Source organism: Microbacterium sp. UNCCL10 (assembly GCF_000746195.1).
Lineage (GTDB): Bacteria > Actinomycetota > Actinomycetes > Actinomycetales > Microbacteriaceae > Microbacterium > Microbacterium saccharophilum.
On the sequence record NZ_JQKT01000007.1, the window covers coordinates 325304 to 343457 of the forward strand.

The window sequence follows — 18154 nt, forward strand, 5'->3', positions numbered from 1 at the left end:
CATGGCCACCATCACGAACGCACCCGTCACGCTGCCCGCGGCGGCGGACACCCGCCGACCGGGTCGCAGCCGCCGCCCCGCCTGGTCGCGCGCCGCGACGTACATCGCGCTGACCATCGGGCTCATCGTGACCCTGATGCCCTTCATCTGGATGCTGCTCGGCAGCTTCAAGACGCAGGGCGAGCTCCTGCAGCGCCCCATCACGTGGTGGCCCGAGCAGGCGACGCTCGACAACTACTCGCGTTGGCTGACGCAGCTGGACTACGGGCAGTTCTTCTTCAACTCGGTGTTCGTCGCTCTCGTGGTCGTGCTCGGCAACATCGCGTTCTGCTCGATGGTCGCGTACGCCCTCGCGAAGATGCAGTTCCCCGGCAAGAAGGTGCTGTTCCTCCTCGTGCTGCTGACGCTCATGGTGCCGGGCGTCGTGACTCTCGTGCCGATGTTCGTCCTCGTGGCCAACATGGGGCTCGTCGACACCTATCCGGCCCTGATCCTGCCGTTCCTGGCCGGTCCACTGGGCGTCTTCCTCATGCGGCAGTTCATCATGGGCGTCCCGGACGCACTGCTCGAGGCGGCGCGGATCGACGGGGCGGGGGAGTTCCGCATCTTCCTCCGCATCGTCATGCCGCAGTGCGGGCCGGCGATCGCGACGCTCGCGATCCTCACCTTCCTGGGCTCGTGGAACAACTTCCTGTGGCCCCTCGTGGTTGCCCAGACCGAGAAGATGTACACCCTGCCGGTCGCGCTGTCGCTGTACTCGGTCGGATCGAACGGCACCTTCTACGGCCTGCTGATGGCCGGGTCGGTGCTCGTCGTCACGCCGATCCTCATCCTGTTCCTCTTCCTCCAGCGCTACTTCGTGCAGGGAATCGCCATGACCGGGCTCAAGTGAGCTCAGACAAGGACCCATCCATGACCACGCTCACCTTCCCGGACGGATTCCTGTGGGGCGCCGCGACCGCGGGCCACCAGATCGAGGGGGGCAACGTGAACAGCGACTGGTGGCCGCGCGAGGTCGCCCCGGGCACCGACATCCCGGAGCCCTCCGGCGATGCCGCCGACAGCTACCACCGCTACCGGGAAGACATCACCCTGCTCGCCGAGGCGGGCCTGGACACCTACCGCTTCTCGCTGGAGTGGTCGCGCATCGAGCCGGAGGAGGGGATGGTCTCCCGTGCGGCGCTCGACCACTATCGCCGCGTCATCGACTGCTGCCACGAACTCGGCGTGAACGCGGCCGTCACGATCTACCACTTCACGACCCCGCGCTGGTTCGCGGATGACGGCGGCTGGCGCAACCCGGCATCCGTCGATCGCTTCGCGCGCTTCGTCGAGATGGTGCTGCCGCTGCTGCACAGTGCCTCACACGTGTTCACGATCAACGAGCCCAACATCCTCGCGATGATCTTCGCCGGCAAGGAGGGCAACCAGCAGATCCAGGCCGGAGCCCTTCCCGAACCGGATGCCGTTGTCACGGAGCACATCATCGCCGCCCACCACCGGGCCGTGGAACTCGTGCGCACGACGGGCCGCCCCGTCGGCTGGCCCGTCGCGCCGCAGCAGTTCTTCGCCGATCCCGGCGCCGAAGAAGTCTTGCGGGCGTACGCGTATCCGCGCGAGACGATCTTCCTCGAGGCGTCACGCGGCGACGACTTCATCGGCGTGCAGGCGTACACGCGCACGCGCATCACGCTCGACGGGCCGCTTCCTGCGCCGGATGACGTGGAGCAGACCCTCACCGGCTGGGAGTACTACCCGCCGGCCATCGCCGAGGCTGCGCGGCTCGCGCATGACGTCACCGGCCTGCCGGTGTTCGTCTCCGAGAACGGCATCGCGACCGCCGATGACGCCCGGCGCATCGACTACACCCGTGGCGCCCTGCGGGCCCTGCATGCCGAGATCGCCGCCGGGCTGCCCATGATCGGCTACCTGCACTGGTCACTGCTCGACAACTACGAGTGGGGGTCGTACGCTCCCACGTTCGGCCTCATCGCGTGGGACCGCGAGACGTTCGCGCGGCGTCCCAAGCCGAGCCTGGCGTGGCTCGGGGGCGTCGCGAAGGCGAATGCGGTCGAGGTCGACTGAGCGGCCGCGGTCTTGGGTGATGAGCGGCATCGTCAGCATCGAGTTGCTGCTGGACCCCGAATCCGAGGAGCTCGTGCGCGTGGAGTGGGAGCGCCTGGCGGCTGCCGGCCTCTCCAGTGCGGGGCGGCATACCTGCCCGAGCAACAGGCCGCACGTGACGCTGCTGGTGCGCCCTGCGCTGTCGCCGACGCGGTTCGAGGCTGCGCTCGCCGCCTTGCCGATCGCGCTGATGCTCGCCGAGCCCATCGTCTTCCGGCACGGCGACCGCGGCGTGCTGGCTCGGCGGATCGTGCCGACGGAGGAGCTGCTGAGCTTCCACCGCGCCGTGCACGCTGCCGCCTTGCCAGGAGACGATGCCGCACACACGAAGCCCGGCGAGTGGACGCCGCATGTCACCCTGGCCAGACGCCTGCGGCTCGATGCGCTCGATCAGGCGCTCTGGCTCGTCGGTCCGCCGCACGCGGGTACGGGCATCGCCCTGCGCCGGTGGGACTCGGCGACGCGTGAGGTCACGCCGATCGGGTGAACCGGTGGATGGTGACCCCGTCATCGTGCCAGCGGCACACCCAGCCGGCAGGGTTCTTGCACCGGTGAGACCGTTCAGTCCGGAACGTACTTGAACGAGAGCTGGATCCGCGCCCGGAACAGCAGCGCCCCGTCCTCGCCCACCACGACGTCCTGCTTCGTGACCTCGGCCACGCGCAGGTCGTGCAGCGATCCGGCGGCCGTCGTGATGGCTTCGCGGGCCGCCTCCTCCCACGACGAGGCACTCGTGCCGATGACCTCGATCACTCGATAAACGCTCATCTCGACCCCTCCTTGCTCGATGCCGACACGCCCATACTGACCGCGGTCACGCACGGATGGAAGGGGCGCACCTGCGGTGCTGGGTATGCGAGGTCTCAGCCCATCCAGACGCCGCCGGAGTCCGGTCCGCGACGGTGATGCATCCTTCCGCCATCGAGGGGCGCAGTCTCGTGCCCGGCAAGCGCGTGGATCCACGGTGGCTGCTGGTCCAGCGTCACCGACCCCGCACCGGTGGTGAAATACGCGACGACCGGAGGGCTCGCGACGAATTCCGCCGCGAGGTGAGGGGCAAGGGGAATGCCCACCAGCGCGGCGCGTGCGTGCAGGTTGCGCATGAGTCGCGCGAAGGCGTTCGGGTCGTCGGATGCCGGTTCCTGCGGCGGCACGGGGAGCCGGGCGCGCAGCTGGCCGACGATCTCGTCCTGCTGCGCGGGGGAGAGCCGCGTGAACGCGGCGGCGTACGCCCGGTCGGCGACACCGGTCGGGACGTTCCCTAGAACATAGGCGTACCGGGCGATCTGCTCGTCGTCGCTGATCTCACGCTGCGCCTGGCGCTTCTTCACTGCCCCTCCCGGCCGGTGTGGGTCAGCGTACGCCGGCCCGGGCGCGTGATCCACCGGCCCATCCCTGATCAGGTTCCGCAGAATGTGCGGTAGGCGCCGAAGGACTCCGGTGCCGGCGCCGCGTAGCGCTCGAGCCCCGGACGTTCGACGTACGGGGCGGTGACGGCTCCGAGGAGTCGCTCGAAGGGCCCCATGTCACCCGCGGTGGCGGCGCCGAGCGCCTCCTCCACGAGGTGGTTGCGGGGGATGTAGGCCGGGTTCACGGCGTCTATGGCGTCGGGGTCCGGACCCAGCGCGCGCCAGCGCTCTGCCCACGCGTCGAAACCTGCCAGGTCGAGGAACATCCCCCGGACGGCTCGGTCATCGCCGGTGGCGGCTGTGCGGAGAGCTCGGAAGAACGACGTGTAGTCGACGCGGCTGGTCCCCATCAGGGCGATCAGCTCTTCGATCAGCGGCGTGGTCTCCGGGTCTGCCCGGTCGCGCAGTCCGAGCTTCGCCCGCATCCCGGCGAGCCAGGCGGCGTTGTAGTGCTGACGGAACGCGGCGAGTGACTCCTGCGCGAGCGCGATCGCCGCCTCGGGTTCCTCGTGCACGGCGGGGAGCAGGGCTTCCGCGAATCGCGCCAGGTTCCATTCGGCCGCGAGCGGCTGATTGCCGAAGGCGTAGCGTCCGCCGGTGTCGATGGAGCTGTAGACGGCGGCGGGATCGAACGCGTCCATGAACGCACACGGCCCGTAGTCGATCGTCCCGCCCGAGATCGTCATGTTGTCGGTGTTCATGACGCCGTGGACGAAGCCGATCAGCATCCACTGCGCGATCAGGGACGCCTGGGCGGCGATGACCGCATCGAGAAGGGCCAGCGCCGGATTGTCCGCGTCGGACAGGAGCGGGTAGTGACGGTCGATCGCGTGCGCCGTCAGCCGGCGCAGCAGCTCCACATCGCCGGTCGAGGCCGCGTACTGGAAGCTGCCCACGCGGAGGTGACTGGATGCCACCCGGGTCAGCACGGCTCCCGGCAGCAGCGTCTCCCGCGCGACCTCGCGTCCCGTTGCGGTCACGGCCAGAGAACGCGTCGTCGGCACACCCAGAGCGTGCATCGCCTCGCTGACCAGATATTCGCGCAGCATCGGGCCGAGCACCGCCCGACCGTCGCCCGCGCGGGCGAAGGGGGTACGCCCGGAGCCTTTGAGGTGGATGTCGCGGAGTCGGCCGTGCGCGTCGACGACCTCGCCGAGGAGGAGCGCCCGCCCATCGCCGAGCACCGGGGAGTAGCCGCCGAACTGATGCCCGGCATACGCCTGCGCCACCGGTGCCGCCCCCTCCGGAACCAGGGTGCCGGTCAGGACCCGCACACCGTCGGCGCTGCGCAGAAAGACCGAATCCCAACCCAGCTCGGCGGCCAGCGGCTCATTCAGGACGAGCAGCCGCGCCGCGAGGGGATCCTCCGCGCGCCACGCCACCGCCAGCTCCGGAAGCTCCCGAGCGAACCGGCTCTCCAGAGTCACGCTTGCCTCCGCTACGCCGCTCATCCCCACAACATAACTCCGCATCCGACCCGGAAGGGCCGCCGAGCCAGACCCCGCCGGGCGGGCTCACGGTGCAGGCTCGGCGGCGTCCCACCCCGGGCGGCTGATCCTGTCGAAGAACTGCGACTTCGCGTCCTCGTACTCCTCGGCCCGCTTCAGGGCGTTGTACTCGTCGCGGGCGTCGGGGTCCTCGGCGAGGCGCGCCCAGCCGCGGGTGAAGCGGAGGTCATGCTCGCACCCGAGCACCGTCACGGCGATGCCCACCGCCGGTTCGTCGGTGCGCTCGAACGTCGCGAACGTTCTCGTCCAGATCTCCGGGTGAACGGCACCAGCGACGGCCCGGAGCCGTTCGACCGCCGACTCGAACTGGCCGGCGCGCACCCGCAAGTGCAGATCGATGTCCCCCTTCGTCAGGAGCCCCGGGAGGCTGCTCCCGCCCGTCAGGGTCAGCTCGCCGGGCACCGCGTGCGCTGCCAGCCGCTCGCGGACCGTGGCTGCGATCGCGTGAGCTCGTGAGACGGATGCCGCGTCGGTGACGAACATCGGGACCTGTCCGGCGCTCGTCACGGGACCTCGAGTCGGCGCCGCGCCTCGGTCAGTGCCGCCTCGAACACGTCTCTCTTCTCCTGGTCATCGGGTCGGTCGCGGCCCAGGATGAAGTTCTCTCCGGGGCGCGCGAGAGCCTCGACGGCATCCAGCGTCGAGCCGACGGCTCCTCTGGTCTGCGCGTCGGCGGCCAACGCCTTGGTCGACTTCCGGTAGCTCAACACCGCGACGATCAGCGCTCCGACGCCTGTCAGTGCGCCTATCAGTGAGCCGATACTCGAGATCCAGTCCGTCACCGTTGGCATGGCGCAACAATAGCCACCCGTACTCAGATGGCTACCGCCAGCTCGCCCATTCCCATCTCAGGGACGGTCGAGGTGCGCGCCGGCGCCGACGGCATATGCTTCGCGGAGCCACTGGACGAACTGATCGTCCAGATCGGCGGGGGACGTGAGCCGGAACTGGTGGACGAAGAGCCGCTTCGTGTACGGCGCGACCGACAGGATCCTCGGGTCACGCACTTCTCGCTGGAGATCCATGTACCCGCGAACCCCGCCACGGTCGGGGCGAGCACCCGCGAACCCGCGCCGCGAGCCCTTCAGCGTGATCGTCGTCTTGCTGACGGCGTACGTGAACGGCCCGATCGTTTCCACCGCGTGAATGAACCGCTGGTACAGAGCGATCGCGGACTCCGGGGCTCCCTCCAGGTGCCGCGCGACAGTCCACTCCCGGTCGTCGTCAGCCATGTCCCCAGTGTGCGGCAGACTCCCGCGGGTCGCGACGTGCGCGGGATCTCTTCAGGAGCCGAAGCGGTCGACGAGACGCTCGAGGGTGGGAAATCCGCGCGAGGTGGCAGGCACGGCGAGCGCCGCCTCGATCGTCGGGGTGCCGTTGCTCTGACGCTCGCCGTCGTTGCTCACCACCGCCCAGCCGGGGCCGTGGTCGACGATCTCGCAGCGCCGACGCCGTGCCTCCTTCGCCATCCTCGCTTCGTCGACGATGACTTCCCGGTCCGGGAACAGGGTGAGTTCGTACCGGCCGATGTCCACGTTCTCGCGGTAGCGGGCGACGATATCACCGAGGAACTGAACGGGTCGTGCGTAGATCTCGCCGATGAAGAAGCCCCGCGCCATCAGGCTCGATCGGACGTCCGTGATCGTCGCTGCCGAGTCGGGCGTGGTGAACACGACGGTTCCGTTGCTCTGGAACGCCGCCGCATCCGGAACGCCCGCGTCGCGGAACGCGTCCAGAAGGTCGTCCGTTCGAGGCATGCCGGGCTGACCCTGGTTCACGTTGCGGAAGAAGGCGACCTGCGGCACAAGCGGTCCTCCTTCGCATCGCGGTGGAGCCGCCCAGTAGCGACGCCGCCACGGACACACACCACACGCGACGAACAGAGTGGGCCCCGTGGGGCTCGAACCCACGACCCGCGGATTAAAAGTCCGATGCTCTACCGACTGAGCTAGAGGCCCTCGGAACCCAGCCTAGCGCGGGGTTCCGAGGGCCTCTTCCCGGAGCACTCGTCCGGGAGACACATCGCCGATTACTCGGCCGGGGGCATCAGCACCGTGTCGACCAGGTACACGACGGCGTTCGCGGTCTGCACGCCGCCGCAGATGACGTTGGCGTCGTTGACCATCCACTCGTCGCCCGAACCGGTGACCTCGACGTCCGCGCCGTTCAGGGTGGTGTGCATGCCGGCGATGTCGGACGGCTCGATCTGGCCCTCGACCACGTGGTAGGTGAGGATCGACGTCAGCAGGTCGCTGTCGGTCTTCAGGGTCTCGATCGTCGCGGCGTCGATCTTCGCGAACGCGTCGTCGACGGGGGCGAAGACGGTGAACTCGCCGCCGTTGAGCGTGTCGACGAGGTTCACGTCGGGGTTCAGCTGGCCGCTCACGGCCGAGACGAGGGTCGTCAGCAGCGGGTTGTTCGACGCGGCGACGGCCACAGGGTCCTGCGACATGCCCTGCACCGAGCCGGCGCCGTCCGGCACGGCCGCGGCGTAGTCGGCGCAGCCGGGTCCCACGAGGTTGGCGGCCGGGTCCATCGTCGTCTCCTCGGGCGCCATGGTCTCGCTCGACTGCGGCGCGGGATCCATCGACTCCTCCGCGGTCGATCCGCCCATCGAGCAGGCCGAGAGCGCGAACGCGCCGGCGAGCGTCAAGGTCAGAGCGGCGGTGATCTTCTTCTTGGTGCTGAGCATGATGTCCTCCATGAGTGGGTGCCGCGGATGCGGTCTCACACATCGTTCGGAACCGTCGGCGCATCGGATGGGAATCTGCGCGATCCCATCCGATGCGCGCTCGTCGCCGAAGTACCCCCGACGGAAACGGGGACGACATGGATCTGGTCATCATCGGCCTGCTCGGCGGGCTCATCACGGGGATCTCCCCGTGCATCCTGCCGGTGCTGCCGGTCATCTTCCTGACCGGCGGCGCGCAGTCCGCCCGGTACGAGGGCGGCCCGAAGACGGTGCCGGCGCGCCGCAGCCGCCCGTACCTCGTCATCCTCGGCCTGGTCGTGAGCTTCACGCTCGTGACGCTCGTCGGCTCCCTCATCCTCGGTGCGCTGAACCTGCCGCAGGACATCATCCGCTGGGTCGGCATCGGCGTCCTCGCGATCCTCGGCATCGGCCTGCTCATCCCGCGGTTCGAGCAGCTCCTCGAGCGCCCGTTCCAGTGGATCCCGCGCCGAGAGGTCGCCAACAACGGCAGCGGGTTCGGGGCCGGTCTCGCCCTCGGCGCGGTGTTCGTCCCGTGCGCCGGTCCGGTGCTCGCGGCGATCATCGTGGCCGGCGCGACGGGCCGGATCGGCGCCGACACCGTGCTGCTGACGGCCTCGTTCGCGATCGGGGTGGCCCTGCCGCTCCTCGTCTTCGCGCTCGCCGGCCGCGGCGTCGTGGAGCGCATCCGCGCCTTCCGCCGTCGCGAGCGGGGCCTCCGCATCGCGGCGGGCATCGCGATGCTCGCGCTCGCCGTCGGCCTCGTCTTCAACGTGCCGCAGGCGCTGCAACGGCTGCTGCCGGACTACACCGCGCAGCTGCAGCGCGACCTCACGCAGAGCGACGAAGCCGTCGAAGCGCTGGGTCTCGGCGGCCTCGTCACCGACGAGAACCGCGCGCTCGATCAGTGCGAGAGCGGAGCGGCGGAGCTCGCATCGTGCGGGACGGCGCCGCAGATCCGCGGCATCCAGGAATGGCTCAACACTCCGGACGGCGCGGCGCTCGACCTCTCCGAGCTCCGCGGCCAGGTCGTCCTGCTCGACTTCTGGGCGTACTCCTGCATCAACTGCCAGCGTTCCATCCCGCACGTCGTCGCCTGGGACGACGCCTACCGCGATGCGGGCCTGCAGGTGATCGGCATCCACTCGCCCGAATACGCGTTCGAGAAGGACGCCGGCAACGTCGCCGCCGGTGCGCGCGACTTCGGCATCGAGTATCCGGTCGCGCTCGACAACAACCTGTCGACGTGGACGAACTACCGCAACCGCTACTGGCCAGCGCACTACCTCATCGACGCCGAGGGCACGGTGCGGCACATCTCCTTCGGGGAGGGCGGCTACGCCCGCACCGAGGCGCTCATCCGTGCGCTGCTGCAGGATGCCGACCCCGGCGTCGCACTGCCGCCGGCGACGGACGTGGACGATGACACCCCCGAGCTCGGCTCCACGACGCGGGAGACGTTCCTCGGCTCGTCGAAGGATGTGAACTTCGCCGGCCCCGGCGCCTATCGCGCCGGGGAGGCGGCCTACGGCTACCCCGCGGACCAGCCCGCCGACAGCTTCGCCCTCGACGGGGAGTGGGACGTGCAGACGCAGTTCGCCACCCCATCCGGTACCGCGGCCGCCGGCATCCGACTCTCCTATCGTGCCGACGAGGTGCGGATGGTGCTCGCCGGACAGGGCGCGCTGACGGTGACGCACGTGGACGGGTCCATCGACACGATCACGGTCGACGGCACGCCGCGCTCCTACGCGGTGGTGGACGGCGAGGACATCCGCGCGGGCGTCCTCGAGGTGCGGGTCGCCCCGGGAGTGCAGGTCTACTCCTTCACATTCGGGTGATCCGCCTGCGGCCACGACGGGAAGGGATGAGGCATGCTGGAGGAGATGGTCATCGACGGAGTTGACGTGCCCGAGGACGGACCGGCGCCTGATCACGCCGCCGACCTCCTCGTTCGCGTGGCCGCGGGCGACCAGGACGCCTTCGCGCGGCTCTACGACATGCTCGCTCCGCGCGCCTTCGGCCTCATCCTGCGCGTGCTCGTGAACCGTGCGCAGAGCGAGGAGGTGCTGCAGGAAGTCTTCCTCGACGTGTGGCAATCCGCCGATTCGTTCGCTCCGAACAAGGGGCAGGGAAGGTCATGGGTGCTGACCATCGCGCATCGGCGGGCCGTCGACCGGGTTCGGTCGTCGCAAGCCAGTGCGGACCGGGATGTGAAAGCCGGTCTCCGGGATCTCAGCACACCGCAGCAGAACGTGGACGAGCAGGTCGAATTGAGGATCGAGAGCAGACGGGTGGCGCGCGCGCTGGCCGCGCTCCCTGATCCGCAGCGTGAGGCGCTGACCCTCGCCTACTTCGGTGGTTACAGTCAGAGCGAAGTGGCGGCACTGGTGGGCGCGCCGCTCGGAACGATCAAGACGAGAATGCGCGACGGACTGTCGCGCCTGCGCACGGAGATGGGGGTGGCGCTGTGAACGAAGAGGAGTTCGCCGAACTGTCGGCCGGTCACGCCCTCGGCGCGCTGTCGCCGGAGGACGAGCGCGCGTACGCCGAGGCGCTCGCATCTCACCCCGAGTGGGCATCGATCGCGGATGTGGATGCCGAGACCGCCGCGGTACTGGCCGAAGGCGTCGCCGATGTCGCCCCGCCGGTGGACATGCGCTCGCGCCTGCTGAGTCGCATCGCGCGGGAGAGCGCTGCACCCGCGGATGAAGCGGCGGATGTCGCGGCCCCCACCGTGCCGCCGCTCCCGCCTGTTCCCGCCTCAGTCGCCGCCGATGCGCCGCCGGCACCGAGTGCCGGGCCGCCGACGGAGGTCGTGCAGGCCATCGAGCGGCGGACGTGGACGCGCGCCCTGTTCGGCCTCGTGGCATCCATCGTGCTGCTCGTCGGGCTCGGCTGGGGCGCGGGCGCTCTCGCGAATCTGTGGGCCGACCCGCCCGCCGTGCAGGCGCTCGAGGAGATCGAGCAGGCGCCGGATGCCGCGTCGGCCACGGCCGAGCTGGCAGACGGTGGCGAGGCCACCGTGCACTGGTCGGAGTCGCTCGGCAAGGTCGTCCTGGTCGCCGAGGGACTGCCGGAGATCCCCTCCGATCGCACCTTCGAGCTGTGGTTCGTGCGCGGCGAGGAGGCCATCTCGGCCGGCACCTTCGAGCGCGACGGCGCCGAGAGCACGGCCCTGCTGAGTGGCCCGATGCAGCCCGGTGACACGATCGCGGTCACGGTGGAACAGGCCGGGGGAGCTCCGGAGGGCGACCCGACGACCGACCCGATCGTCGCGATCCCCACGGCCTGACCGAGCCGGCCTTTTCCCGCGCCGGTAGCCTGGAAGGCATGAGCGACGAGCCGAGGGAGTTCCACAAGCCGTTGCGCCGCCCTGCCTCGACGTTCGACCGTGCGTTCGCCGCGGAGGATCCGGCGGAGGTGTCGCGCGTCGCGCACGTGACGGCATCCGCTCTGCTGTCCCGCGTGCGCAGCGACCCGGAGGGCGAGGTCGTCGACCGGCTCGTGGCCTTCACGGACCACCACGGCATCGACACGATCGCCGAACTGTGGTCGCGCTCGCCCGCGCGCTCGCTGCCCGGTGCTTTGTGGCGGCTGTATCTGCTGCAGCTGATGATCCACGACGACGCGCAGACCGCGGCACTGCTGTACGAGCGGGGGCGGGCGCGGCTCGCGTCACCGGACGACGTCGTCGCGGGCGCCCCGACCCCGGCAGGCCCGGACGAGCTGACGTCGCTGATCGACGAGATCCTGCGGGGCGTCTTCACCGGGGACTTCGCCGTCGCGCTGGATCGCGCCGCGTCGTTCTCGCGCGTCGAGGCGGCGGGAGCGACCGATCTCGCCGACGACTACGACGCCGCCGAGCCGGACCGGGCCACGGGGTTCACGACGCGGGCCCTGCGCCTGTCGACGTACGGCGAGGATCTCACCGCCTGCGCGGCACTGTGGCGCCGGGATGCGCTGACCTGAGGCGCGCTGTTCTTCCGGCGCGGCGCGCGGGCATGAAAGTGCCGGGCCGCAGAACGCCTCTCGGCGCGAGGCCGCTCGCAGCGGCAGAAGATGGAGCCCGGGGTTACTGCGGCCCGGCCGATCCAGTGTAACCGAGACCGCGGAGCGGGTATTCCCGGCGGCTAGGCTCGGGGCATGGCCTGGCGCTTCGCCCTCATGATCGATCCCGCGGCATCCGATGACGACCGCACCGACTTCTCGACGACGTTCACGGAGGTGGATCCCTCGGCCCCCGCGCTCACCGTCGGCGAGCTGAGCACACAGCGCGGCGACGGCATCTTCGAGTCGATCGGCGTCGTAGACGGGCACGCGCAGGAGGTGGAGGCGCACCTGGAGCGCCTCGCGCACTCCGCGCACTTGTGCGACCTGCCCGAGCCGCACATCGCCCAGTGGCGGGAGGCGATCGCGCGGGCCGCGGCGCGCTGCGGCGACGGCGAGGCCGTCATCAAGCTCATCCTCAGCCGCGGGGTCGAGCACGGGCCCGCCCCGACGGCCTGGGTCACCGCCGCGACGGCGGGGGATTTCACCGCGGCGCGCACCACCGGCATCCGTGTGGTGACCCTCGACCGCGGGTACGACATCGGCGTGCCGGCCCGCGCACCGTGGCTGCTGCTCGGCGCGAAGACGCTCTCGTACGCGGTGAACATGGCCGCGATCCGCGAGGCGAAGCGGCGCGGAGCGGACGACGCCGTGTTCGTCTCCAGCGACGGGTTCGTGCTGGAGGCGCCGACCGCGTCGCTGATCCTCCGTCGCGGCGACACGTTCGTCACGCCGGCGCCGAACGGCGGCATCCTGCACGGCACGACGCAGCTCAGCCTGTTCGAGCACCTCGCGCTGCAGGGATTCGCGACCGCCTACGAGACGATCCCCGCCGCCGACCTGGTGACCGCGGATGCCGCCTGGCTCGTCTCGAGCGTCCGTCTCGCGGCGCCGATCGTCGCCGTCGACGGGCAGGAGCTGCCGCACGACGCCGCGTTCACGGCATCCATGAACGCGTATCTGCGGAGTCCGCGGGACTGACGCTTGACGCGCCGCCGTCCCAACGGCGGATTCCGTATCGGTCGCGGGCGGATGGATGCCGACGCACGGCGTTGCACGCATGATCTCCGCCGTTGGGTTCCGGCCCACGCACCGACCGACCGGCATGCCGACGCGGTGCGGCATCCGGCACGGGGTTCAGGCCGCCAGGTGGTGGCCGGCGACGATCGCCCCGACGATCGCCGCCTCGACCCGCGCCCAGTCGTGCACGACGAGGGCATAGTCGAACCGCAGCGTCCGGTACCCGAGGGCGGCGGCGTCGGCATCCCGGACGAGGTCTCGGTGGCGTTCGGTCGGTCGGTCATGGTTGGCAGCGCCGTCGGTCTCGACGATGAGCCGCTCGCCGATGAGCACATCCACCCGCCCGACGCCGACGATCGTCACCTGCGTGCGAATTCGCAGGCGGTGGACGCGGAGCCGCCAGCGCAGCAGGGATTCCAGGCCGCTGTCGGCGTCGGCTCGCGAGACCGCGATCGCCTTCCGCCCGACGGCATTCGTGTTCGCCCGGAGCCACTCAAGCCCATCTCGGGTGATGCGTCGCTGCCGCCGCGCCGATTCCAGCGCCACGAAGAAGGCCTCGACGCCGAGGCATCCGAGCATCTGGCGAAGGATGCGGGGGATCGACGGCGCCCCGAACGCGTCGCGCGGCGGGCCGTCATCCCAGTGCTCGACACATCCGCATCCGTCGTCATGCCTGCGGTGGCCAGCCGGACCCATCCACACGTGCGCCCGCGCGTCGTCTTCGAGGACCCACAGGCCGAGGTGCCGTGCGGCCGTGACGCAGGCCAGCGCGCCGCCGTGCGCCGCCGCGATCACCGGGAGCGGACAGGCGTCGAGCATCGCGTAGACGCCGCGCCGCACCCGGACGAGCTGGCCCGCGCGGAGAGCCCGCGTGATCCCGGACCGCGTGACCCCGCGCTCGCGCAGTTCCCGGGTCGCGACGATCGGCCGCTCGCTCGTGCACATGCCCGACACCCTGCCGCCGTGGGGCCGCCGGCCACCGCGCTCACCGGCATCCGGTGGACACATTCATGTCACGCTCGTCGGGGGAGGAGCCGGCGCCCCGAACGACCCCCGGCGGATTCGCTGCCCGGCCACGACGCAGCGGCGGGTTTCGTGCTCGCCAGGGCCGAACGGATGCCATATCCCCGGCACCCCGGCACGATCTCCGCCGGTAGGCGCGAACCCCGATACCCCAGTGCTTACCCGAAGCGCCCCGACACGTAGTCCTCGGTGGCCTGCACGGACGGCGTCGTGAACATCGTCGCGGTGTCGTCGTACTCGATGAGCTTGCCGGGCTTGCCGGTCCCGGCGATGTTGAAGAACGCCGTCCGGTCGCTCACCCGCGAGGCCTGCTGCATGTTGTGGGTGACGATGACGATCGTGTAGTCCTTCTTCAGCTCCCCGATGAGCTCCTCGATCGCGTACGTCGAGATCGGGTCGAGAGCCGAGCAGGGCTCGTCCATGAGCAGGACGTCGGGGGAGACGGCGATCGCGCGGGCGATGCAGAGGCGCTGCTGCTGGCCGCCGGAGAGGCCCGAGCCGGGCTTGTCGAGGCGGTCCTTGACCTCGTTCCACAGGTTGGCGCCGACGAGCGAGCGCTCCACGAGTGCGTCGGCATCCGACTTGGAGATGCGGCGGTTGTTGAGCTTGACGCCCGCCAGCACGTTCTCGCGGATCGACATCGTCGGGAACGGGTTCGGACGCTGGAAGACCATGCCGATCTGGCGGCGCACGAGCACGGGGTCGACCCCGGGGCCGTACAGGTCGTCGCCGTCGAGCAGCACCTCGCCCTCGACGCGTGCGCCGGGGATGACTTCGTGCATGCGGTTGAGGGTGCGCAGGAACGTGGACTTGCCGCAGCCGGAGGGGCCGATGAACGCGGTGACGCTCCGCGGCTGGATCTCCAGGCCGACGCCTTCGACGGCGAGGAAGTCGCCGTAGTAGACGTTGAGGTCGTTGACTTCGATGCTCTTGGACACGAGTTGCTTCCGATCAGGCCGGGTCAGCGGCCGGTCTTGGGCGCGAACACCTTCGCGACGACGCGCGCGACGAGGTTCAGGGCCATGACGATGAGGATGAGGGTGAGGGCGGCCGCCCAGGCGCGGTCGACGTACGCCTCCGGCGGGATGCCCTGGTAGGCGTACTGGGAGTAGATGTAGACGGGGAGGGTCTGCATGCGCCCGTCGCCGAGGTCGTAGTTCATCGAGTCGGTGAAGCCGGCCGTGATGAGCAGTGGCGCGGTCTCCCCGATGACGCGGGCGATGGCGAGCATGATGCCGGTCGTGATGCCGGCGATCGAGGTGGGGAGCACGACCTTGACGATCGTGAGCCACTTCGGCACCCCGAGCGCGTAGGCGGCTTCACGCAGCTCGTTCGGCACGAGCCGCAGCATCTCCTCGCTGGAGCGCACGACGACGGGGATCATCAGCACCGCGAGGGCGATGGCGCCGGCGATGCCCATGCGGACGCCGGGGCCGAAGATGAGGGCGAACACGGCGTACGCGAACAGGCCCGCGACGATCGAGGGGATGCCGGTCATGACGTCGACGAGGAAGGTGATGGCCCGGCCGAGGCGCGAGTTCTGGCCGTACTCGATGAGGTAGATCGCCGTCATCAGGCCGATCGGGATCGAGATGAGCGCGGCGGCGCCGGTGATGAGGAGCGTGCCCGTGATGGCGTGCAGGGCGCCGCCGCCCTCTCCCAGGATGCCGCGCATCGAGGAGGAGAAGAAGGTGCCGTCGAAGCGAGCGAGGCCGCGGCCGATCACCGTGACGGCGACGGAGACGAGCGGGACCATGGCGATCGCGAACGCGCACGAGACGATGCCCGTCACGAAGCGGTCGAACGCGCGCCGGGCCCCCTCGACGATGCGCGACAGCACGTAGATGAGCGCGAGGTAGAGAACGGCGCCGACCACGAGCCAGCCGGCGATCGGGAACTCGGTGCCCGCCGCGGCGCTGACGAGGAGGAACACGGCGGCCGAGACGGCGAGGGCGAGCACGAGCAGCGCCCACGGAGCCCACCGCGGCAGGCGGCCGCTCGTGAGGCTCGTGTGCGCGGAACCGGTGCGCACCGGGGTCGGGGTGGGGGCGATCGTGGTCATGTCAGTTGGCCCCCGAGAATTCCTTGCGCCGGCCCACGATCCAGCGGGCCACGGCGTTGACCGCGAAGGTGACGATGAAGAGGATGAGGCCCGTCGCGATGAGGACGTTGATGTTGAGCTTGTACGCCTCGGGGAACGTCAGCGCGATGTTGGCGGCGATCGTGGACGGGTTCTGCGAGGTGAGCAGCTGCAGGCTGACGACGTTCGTGGCCGAGAGCACCATGGCGACGGCCATCGTCTCGCCGAGCGCGCGGCCGAGGCCGAGCATGGAGGCCGAGACGATGCCGGAGCGGCCGAACGGCAGCACCGCCATCCGGATCATCTCCCAGCGGGTCGCGCCGAGCGCGAGCGCCGCCTCCTCGTGCAGCCGCGGCGTCTGCAGGAAGATCTCGCGGCAGATGGCGGTGATGATCGGGACGACCATGACGGCGAGGACGAGTGCGGCGGTGAGGATCGTCCGGCCGCTGTTGAGCACCTGGCCGGAGAAGAACGGGATCCAGCCGAGGTACTCGTTCAGCCACGAGTAGGTGGGGACGAGGGCCGGCGCGAAGACGAGGATGCCCCAGAGGCCGAACACCACCGACGGCACCGCCGCCAGCAGGTCGACGATGTACCCGAGGGTCTGTGCGAGCCGCCGCGGGGCGTAGTGCGTGATGAACAGGGCGATGCCGATCGACAGCGGCACGGCGACGAGGAGGGCGAGGAAGGCCGCCCAGATCGTGCCGAACAGCAGCGGCAGGACGTAGGACCAGAAGTCCGCCTTGAGCAGCGAGGCGGTCTCGCTCGTCGCGCTGAAGGCGGGCAGCGACTGGACGATGAGGAAGATGGCGACGGCGGCGAGCGTCACCACGATCATCGACCCGGCGAACAGCGCCGTGCCGGAGAACCAGATGTCTCCGGCGCGCTTCTTCGCCACGGCCCGCGCGGGTGCTTCGGCGGTGGGGGCTGTCATCGCTGCTCTCTTGTCGACGGGGTGCGGCCCCTCGGCGTGCGCCGAGGGGCCGCAGGGGATTACTTGATCAGCTCGATCGCGGCGAGCGACTGCGTGCGCAGGTCGTCGGAGATCGGGGCGCTGCCGGCGTTCTCGGCGGCGGACTGCTGGCCCTCCTCGCTGACGGCGGTCGTGAAGAACGCCTTCGTCAGCGCCGCGACATCGGCGTCCTCGTACTGCTCGCAGCCGATGAGGTAGCTGACGAGGAGGAGGGGGTACGCGCCGGCCTCGGTCGTCGTGCGGTCGATCTCGAAGGCGAGGTCGCCCTCGGAGCGGCCCTCCTCGATGGCGGAGGCGTCGAGGGTCGCCGCAGCGCCCTCGGCGGAGTGGCCGACGAACTCGTCGCCGACCTTGATGTTGACGGACGAGATGCCGCCGGCCTGCGACGAGTCGGCGTAGCCGACCGAGCCCTCGCCGGCCTTGACGGCGTTGACGACGCCCGAGGTCTTCTCGGCGGCTTCGCCGACGACACCGGCGGGCCACTCCTCGACGCTGTCCCACGTCCAGACGTCGGGCGCGTTCGCGGCGAGGTAGTCGGTGAAGTTGCCGGTCGTGCCGGACTTGTCCGAGCGGTGCACGGGGTTGATCGCGAGGTCGGGCAGCTCCACGCCGTCGTTGGTGGCGGCGATGGCCGGGTCGTTCCAGTTGGTGATGGTGCCGGCGAAGATCCCGGCGACCGTGGCGGCGTCCAGGTCGAGCGCGTCGACGCCCGGGACGTTGAAGATGACGGCGATGGGGGAGATGTAGGCGGGGATCTCGACGATGCCGGAGCCGTCGGCGCACGCACCGAAGCCCCCGGCCGAGATCTCGTCGATCTTGAACGCGCGGTCGGAGCCGGCGAAGTTCACGGCGCCCTGCTGGAACGACTCGCGGCCCGTGCCGGAGCCGGCCGGGTCGTAGTCGACCTGGGCGTCGGGGTTGGCGTCGAGGAACATGGCGGTCCAGGACTGCACGGCGACCTGCTGCGACGACGCGCCCTGTCCGACGAGCTGACCGGTCAGCGCGGACGTGGTCTCCTCCGGGGCGGTGGCGCCGGGGGTCTGCTCGTTGGAAGCGCAGGCGGTGAGCGTGAGGGCCGCGATGGCGGCGACAGCGCCCAGCTGGGCGATGCGGGAAAGCTTCACTGTGTGATCCTTCGGGTTGTCAGGTTGTGCCCTGGTGCAGGGCCCGTCCCGACGGTATTCACCGTCTCTGACCAGAGTGCGCTCTCCGGGTGAACGACAGGTGAACGGATCGGGACACCCTGGCGCGCGGCAC

The 18154-nt window shown here is 70.2% G+C and carries 21 protein-coding genes and 1 tRNA gene; 8 read left to right on the plus strand and 14 right to left on the minus strand.

Going from position 1 to position 18154, the window contains the following annotated elements; translation table 11 throughout:
• Position 1: 1 nt before the first annotated feature.
• From BR85_RS01760 to BR85_RS01770, 3 genes are read left to right on the plus strand one after another with little or no spacing between them, the layout of a single operon-like run.
• Positions 2 to 892: a carbohydrate ABC transporter permease gene (locus BR85_RS01760; RefSeq protein WP_028494962.1), complete on the plus strand. Its 891-nt coding sequence runs from the start codon at positions 2 to 4 to the stop codon at positions 890 to 892.
• 20 nt (positions 893 to 912) lie between these two features.
• The gene (locus BR85_RS01765; RefSeq protein ID WP_028494963.1) at positions 913 to 2085 is read left to right on the plus strand and encodes a glycoside hydrolase family 1 protein; all 1173 of its coding nucleotides are present in this window, start codon (positions 913 to 915) and stop codon (positions 2083 to 2085) included.
• A 19-nt stretch (positions 2086 to 2104) separates the two neighbouring features.
• Positions 2105 to 2611 (plus strand): 2'-5' RNA ligase family protein, encoded by a 507-nt coding sequence (locus tag BR85_RS01770; protein ID WP_036272125.1) that lies wholly within the window; start codon positions 2105 to 2107, stop codon positions 2609 to 2611.
• 74 nt (positions 2612 to 2685) lie between these two features.
• Here the strand turns inward: BR85_RS01770 and BR85_RS01775 are convergent, their stop codons facing one another.
• From BR85_RS01775 to BR85_RS01815, 9 genes are all read right to left on the minus strand, one after another.
• On the minus strand, positions 2686 to 2892 hold the full coding sequence (locus BR85_RS01775) for a dodecin family protein (RefSeq protein ID WP_036272127.1): 207 nt from the start codon (positions 2890 to 2892) through the stop codon (positions 2686 to 2688).
• A gap of 95 nt (positions 2893 to 2987) precedes the next feature.
• Positions 2988 to 3455, minus strand: a complete 468-nt coding sequence (locus BR85_RS01780) for a gluconate 2-dehydrogenase subunit 3 family protein (protein WP_028494966.1) — start codon at positions 3453 to 3455, stop codon at positions 2988 to 2990.
• Between the two features lie 68 nt (positions 3456 to 3523).
• The gene (locus tag BR85_RS01785; RefSeq protein ID WP_028494967.1) at positions 3524 to 4984 is read right to left on the minus strand and encodes a protein adenylyltransferase SelO; all 1461 of its coding nucleotides are present in this window, start codon (positions 4982 to 4984) and stop codon (positions 3524 to 3526) included.
• Between the two features lie 63 nt (positions 4985 to 5047).
• A complete protein-coding gene (locus BR85_RS01790) occupies positions 5048 to 5548 on the minus strand; it encodes a GrpB family protein (RefSeq protein WP_231478544.1) in 501 nt (166 codons plus the stop codon).
• Positions 5545 to 5832 (minus strand): hypothetical protein, encoded by a 288-nt coding sequence (locus tag BR85_RS01795; RefSeq protein ID WP_028494969.1) that lies wholly within the window; start codon positions 5830 to 5832, stop codon positions 5545 to 5547. Before BR85_RS01795 ends, BR85_RS01790 begins: the two co-directional genes overlap by 4 nt.
• A 57-nt stretch (positions 5833 to 5889) precedes the next feature.
• Positions 5890 to 6273 (minus strand): DUF5655 domain-containing protein, encoded by a 384-nt coding sequence (locus tag BR85_RS01800; RefSeq protein ID WP_028494970.1) that lies wholly within the window; start codon positions 6271 to 6273, stop codon positions 5890 to 5892.
• Between the two features lie 51 nt (positions 6274 to 6324).
• Positions 6325 to 6846 carry a DUF1697 domain-containing protein gene (locus tag BR85_RS01805; protein WP_028494971.1) on the minus strand — a complete coding sequence of 174 codons (522 nt, stop codon included), beginning with the start codon at positions 6844 to 6846 and terminating at the stop codon, positions 6325 to 6327.
• Positions 6847 to 6926: 80 nt separating this feature from the next.
• Positions 6927 to 6999: transfer RNA gene (locus BR85_RS01810), tRNA-Lys, on the minus strand.
• Between the two features lie 71 nt (positions 7000 to 7070).
• Complete coding sequence (locus tag BR85_RS01815) at positions 7071 to 7733, minus strand: fasciclin domain-containing protein (RefSeq protein ID WP_028494972.1); 663 nt, start codon at positions 7731 to 7733, stop codon at positions 7071 to 7073.
• 137 nt (positions 7734 to 7870) lie between these two features.
• Here BR85_RS01815 and BR85_RS01820 point away from each other — a divergent pair, with 137 nt between their 5' ends.
• The 5 genes from BR85_RS01820 to BR85_RS01840 all read left to right on the plus strand — a co-directional run bounded on the left by BR85_RS01820 (position 7871) and on the right by BR85_RS01840 (position 12782).
• Complete coding sequence (locus BR85_RS01820; RefSeq protein WP_028494973.1) at positions 7871 to 9592, plus strand: cytochrome c biogenesis protein DipZ; 1722 nt, start codon at positions 7871 to 7873, stop codon at positions 9590 to 9592.
• 33 nt (positions 9593 to 9625) lie between these two features.
• Positions 9626 to 10225, plus strand: a complete 600-nt coding sequence (gene sigK / locus BR85_RS01825; RefSeq protein WP_028494974.1) for an ECF RNA polymerase sigma factor SigK — start codon at positions 9626 to 9628, stop codon at positions 10223 to 10225.
• Positions 10222 to 11046, plus strand: a complete 825-nt coding sequence (locus BR85_RS01830; RefSeq protein ID WP_028494975.1) for an anti-sigma factor — start codon at positions 10222 to 10224, stop codon at positions 11044 to 11046. Before sigK ends, BR85_RS01830 begins: the two co-directional genes overlap by 4 nt.
• A 38-nt stretch (positions 11047 to 11084) precedes the next feature.
• The gene (locus BR85_RS01835; RefSeq protein ID WP_028494976.1) at positions 11085 to 11723 is read left to right on the plus strand and encodes a hypothetical protein; all 639 of its coding nucleotides are present in this window, start codon (positions 11085 to 11087) and stop codon (positions 11721 to 11723) included.
• Positions 11724 to 11897: 174 nt separating this feature from the next.
• The gene (locus BR85_RS01840) at positions 11898 to 12782 is read left to right on the plus strand and encodes an aminodeoxychorismate lyase (protein WP_028494977.1); all 885 of its coding nucleotides are present in this window, start codon (positions 11898 to 11900) and stop codon (positions 12780 to 12782) included.
• 156 nt (positions 12783 to 12938) lie between these two features.
• On the opposite strand, the gene BR85_RS01845 is transcribed toward BR85_RS01840, so the two are convergent.
• From BR85_RS01845 to BR85_RS01865, 5 genes are all read right to left on the minus strand, one after another.
• Entirely contained in the window at positions 12939 to 13766 is an 828-nt protein-coding gene (locus BR85_RS01845; protein ID WP_028494978.1) for a type IV toxin-antitoxin system AbiEi family antitoxin domain-containing protein, read from the minus strand.
• A 236-nt stretch (positions 13767 to 14002) separates the two neighbouring features.
• Positions 14003 to 14782, minus strand: a complete 780-nt coding sequence (gene pstB / locus BR85_RS01850) for a phosphate ABC transporter ATP-binding protein PstB (protein ID WP_028494979.1) — start codon at positions 14780 to 14782, stop codon at positions 14003 to 14005.
• A 23-nt stretch (positions 14783 to 14805) separates the two neighbouring features.
• Positions 14806 to 15906 (minus strand): phosphate ABC transporter permease PstA, encoded by a 1101-nt coding sequence (pstA, locus tag BR85_RS01855; protein WP_028494980.1) that lies wholly within the window; start codon positions 15904 to 15906, stop codon positions 14806 to 14808.
• Position 15907: 1 nt separating this feature from the next.
• On the minus strand, positions 15908 to 16858 hold the full coding sequence (pstC, locus tag BR85_RS01860; RefSeq protein ID WP_028494981.1) for a phosphate ABC transporter permease subunit PstC: 951 nt from the start codon (positions 16856 to 16858) through the stop codon (positions 15908 to 15910).
• Between the two features lie 59 nt (positions 16859 to 16917).
• A complete protein-coding gene (locus tag BR85_RS01865; RefSeq protein WP_028494982.1) occupies positions 16918 to 18021 on the minus strand; it encodes a phosphate ABC transporter substrate-binding protein PstS in 1104 nt (367 codons plus the stop codon).
• Positions 18022 to 18154 lie beyond the last annotated feature (133 nt).

Coding starts and splice junctions, on each gene's coding strand:
- sigK (WP_028494974.1), top strand. CDS start 9,626: ATGCTGGAGGAGATGGTCATCGACGGAGTTGACGTGCCCGAGGACGGA.
- BR85_RS01800 (WP_028494970.1), bottom strand. CDS start 6,273: ATGGCTGACGACGACCGGGAGTGGACTGTCGCGCGGCACCTGGAGGGA.
- BR85_RS01785 (WP_028494967.1), bottom strand. CDS start 4,984: ATGAGCGGCGTAGCGGAGGCAAGCGTGACTCTGGAGAGCCGGTTCGCT.
- BR85_RS01815 (WP_028494972.1), bottom strand. CDS start 7,733: ATGCTCAGCACCAAGAAGAAGATCACCGCCGCTCTGACCTTGACGCTC.
- BR85_RS01770 (WP_036272125.1), top strand. CDS start 2,105: ATGAGCGGCATCGTCAGCATCGAGTTGCTGCTGGACCCCGAATCCGAG.
- pstA (WP_028494980.1), bottom strand. CDS start 15,906: ATGACCACGATCGCCCCCACCCCGACCCCGGTGCGCACCGGTTCCGCG.
- BR85_RS01840 (WP_028494977.1), top strand. CDS start 11,898: ATGGCCTGGCGCTTCGCCCTCATGATCGATCCCGCGGCATCCGATGAC.
- BR85_RS01845 (WP_028494978.1), bottom strand. CDS start 13,766: ATGTGCACGAGCGAGCGGCCGATCGTCGCGACCCGGGAACTGCGCGAG.
- BR85_RS01765 (WP_028494963.1), top strand. CDS start 913: ATGACCACGCTCACCTTCCCGGACGGATTCCTGTGGGGCGCCGCGACC.
- BR85_RS01775 (WP_036272127.1), bottom strand. CDS start 2,892: ATGAGCGTTTATCGAGTGATCGAGGTCATCGGCACGAGTGCCTCGTCG.
- BR85_RS01820 (WP_028494973.1), top strand. CDS start 7,871: ATGGATCTGGTCATCATCGGCCTGCTCGGCGGGCTCATCACGGGGATC.
- BR85_RS01835 (WP_028494976.1), top strand. CDS start 11,085: ATGAGCGACGAGCCGAGGGAGTTCCACAAGCCGTTGCGCCGCCCTGCC.
- BR85_RS01795 (WP_028494969.1), bottom strand. CDS start 5,832: ATGCCAACGGTGACGGACTGGATCTCGAGTATCGGCTCACTGATAGGC.
- pstC (WP_028494981.1), bottom strand. CDS start 16,858: ATGACAGCCCCCACCGCCGAAGCACCCGCGCGGGCCGTGGCGAAGAAG.
- BR85_RS01760 (WP_028494962.1), top strand. CDS start 2: ATGGCCACCATCACGAACGCACCCGTCACGCTGCCCGCGGCGGCGGAC.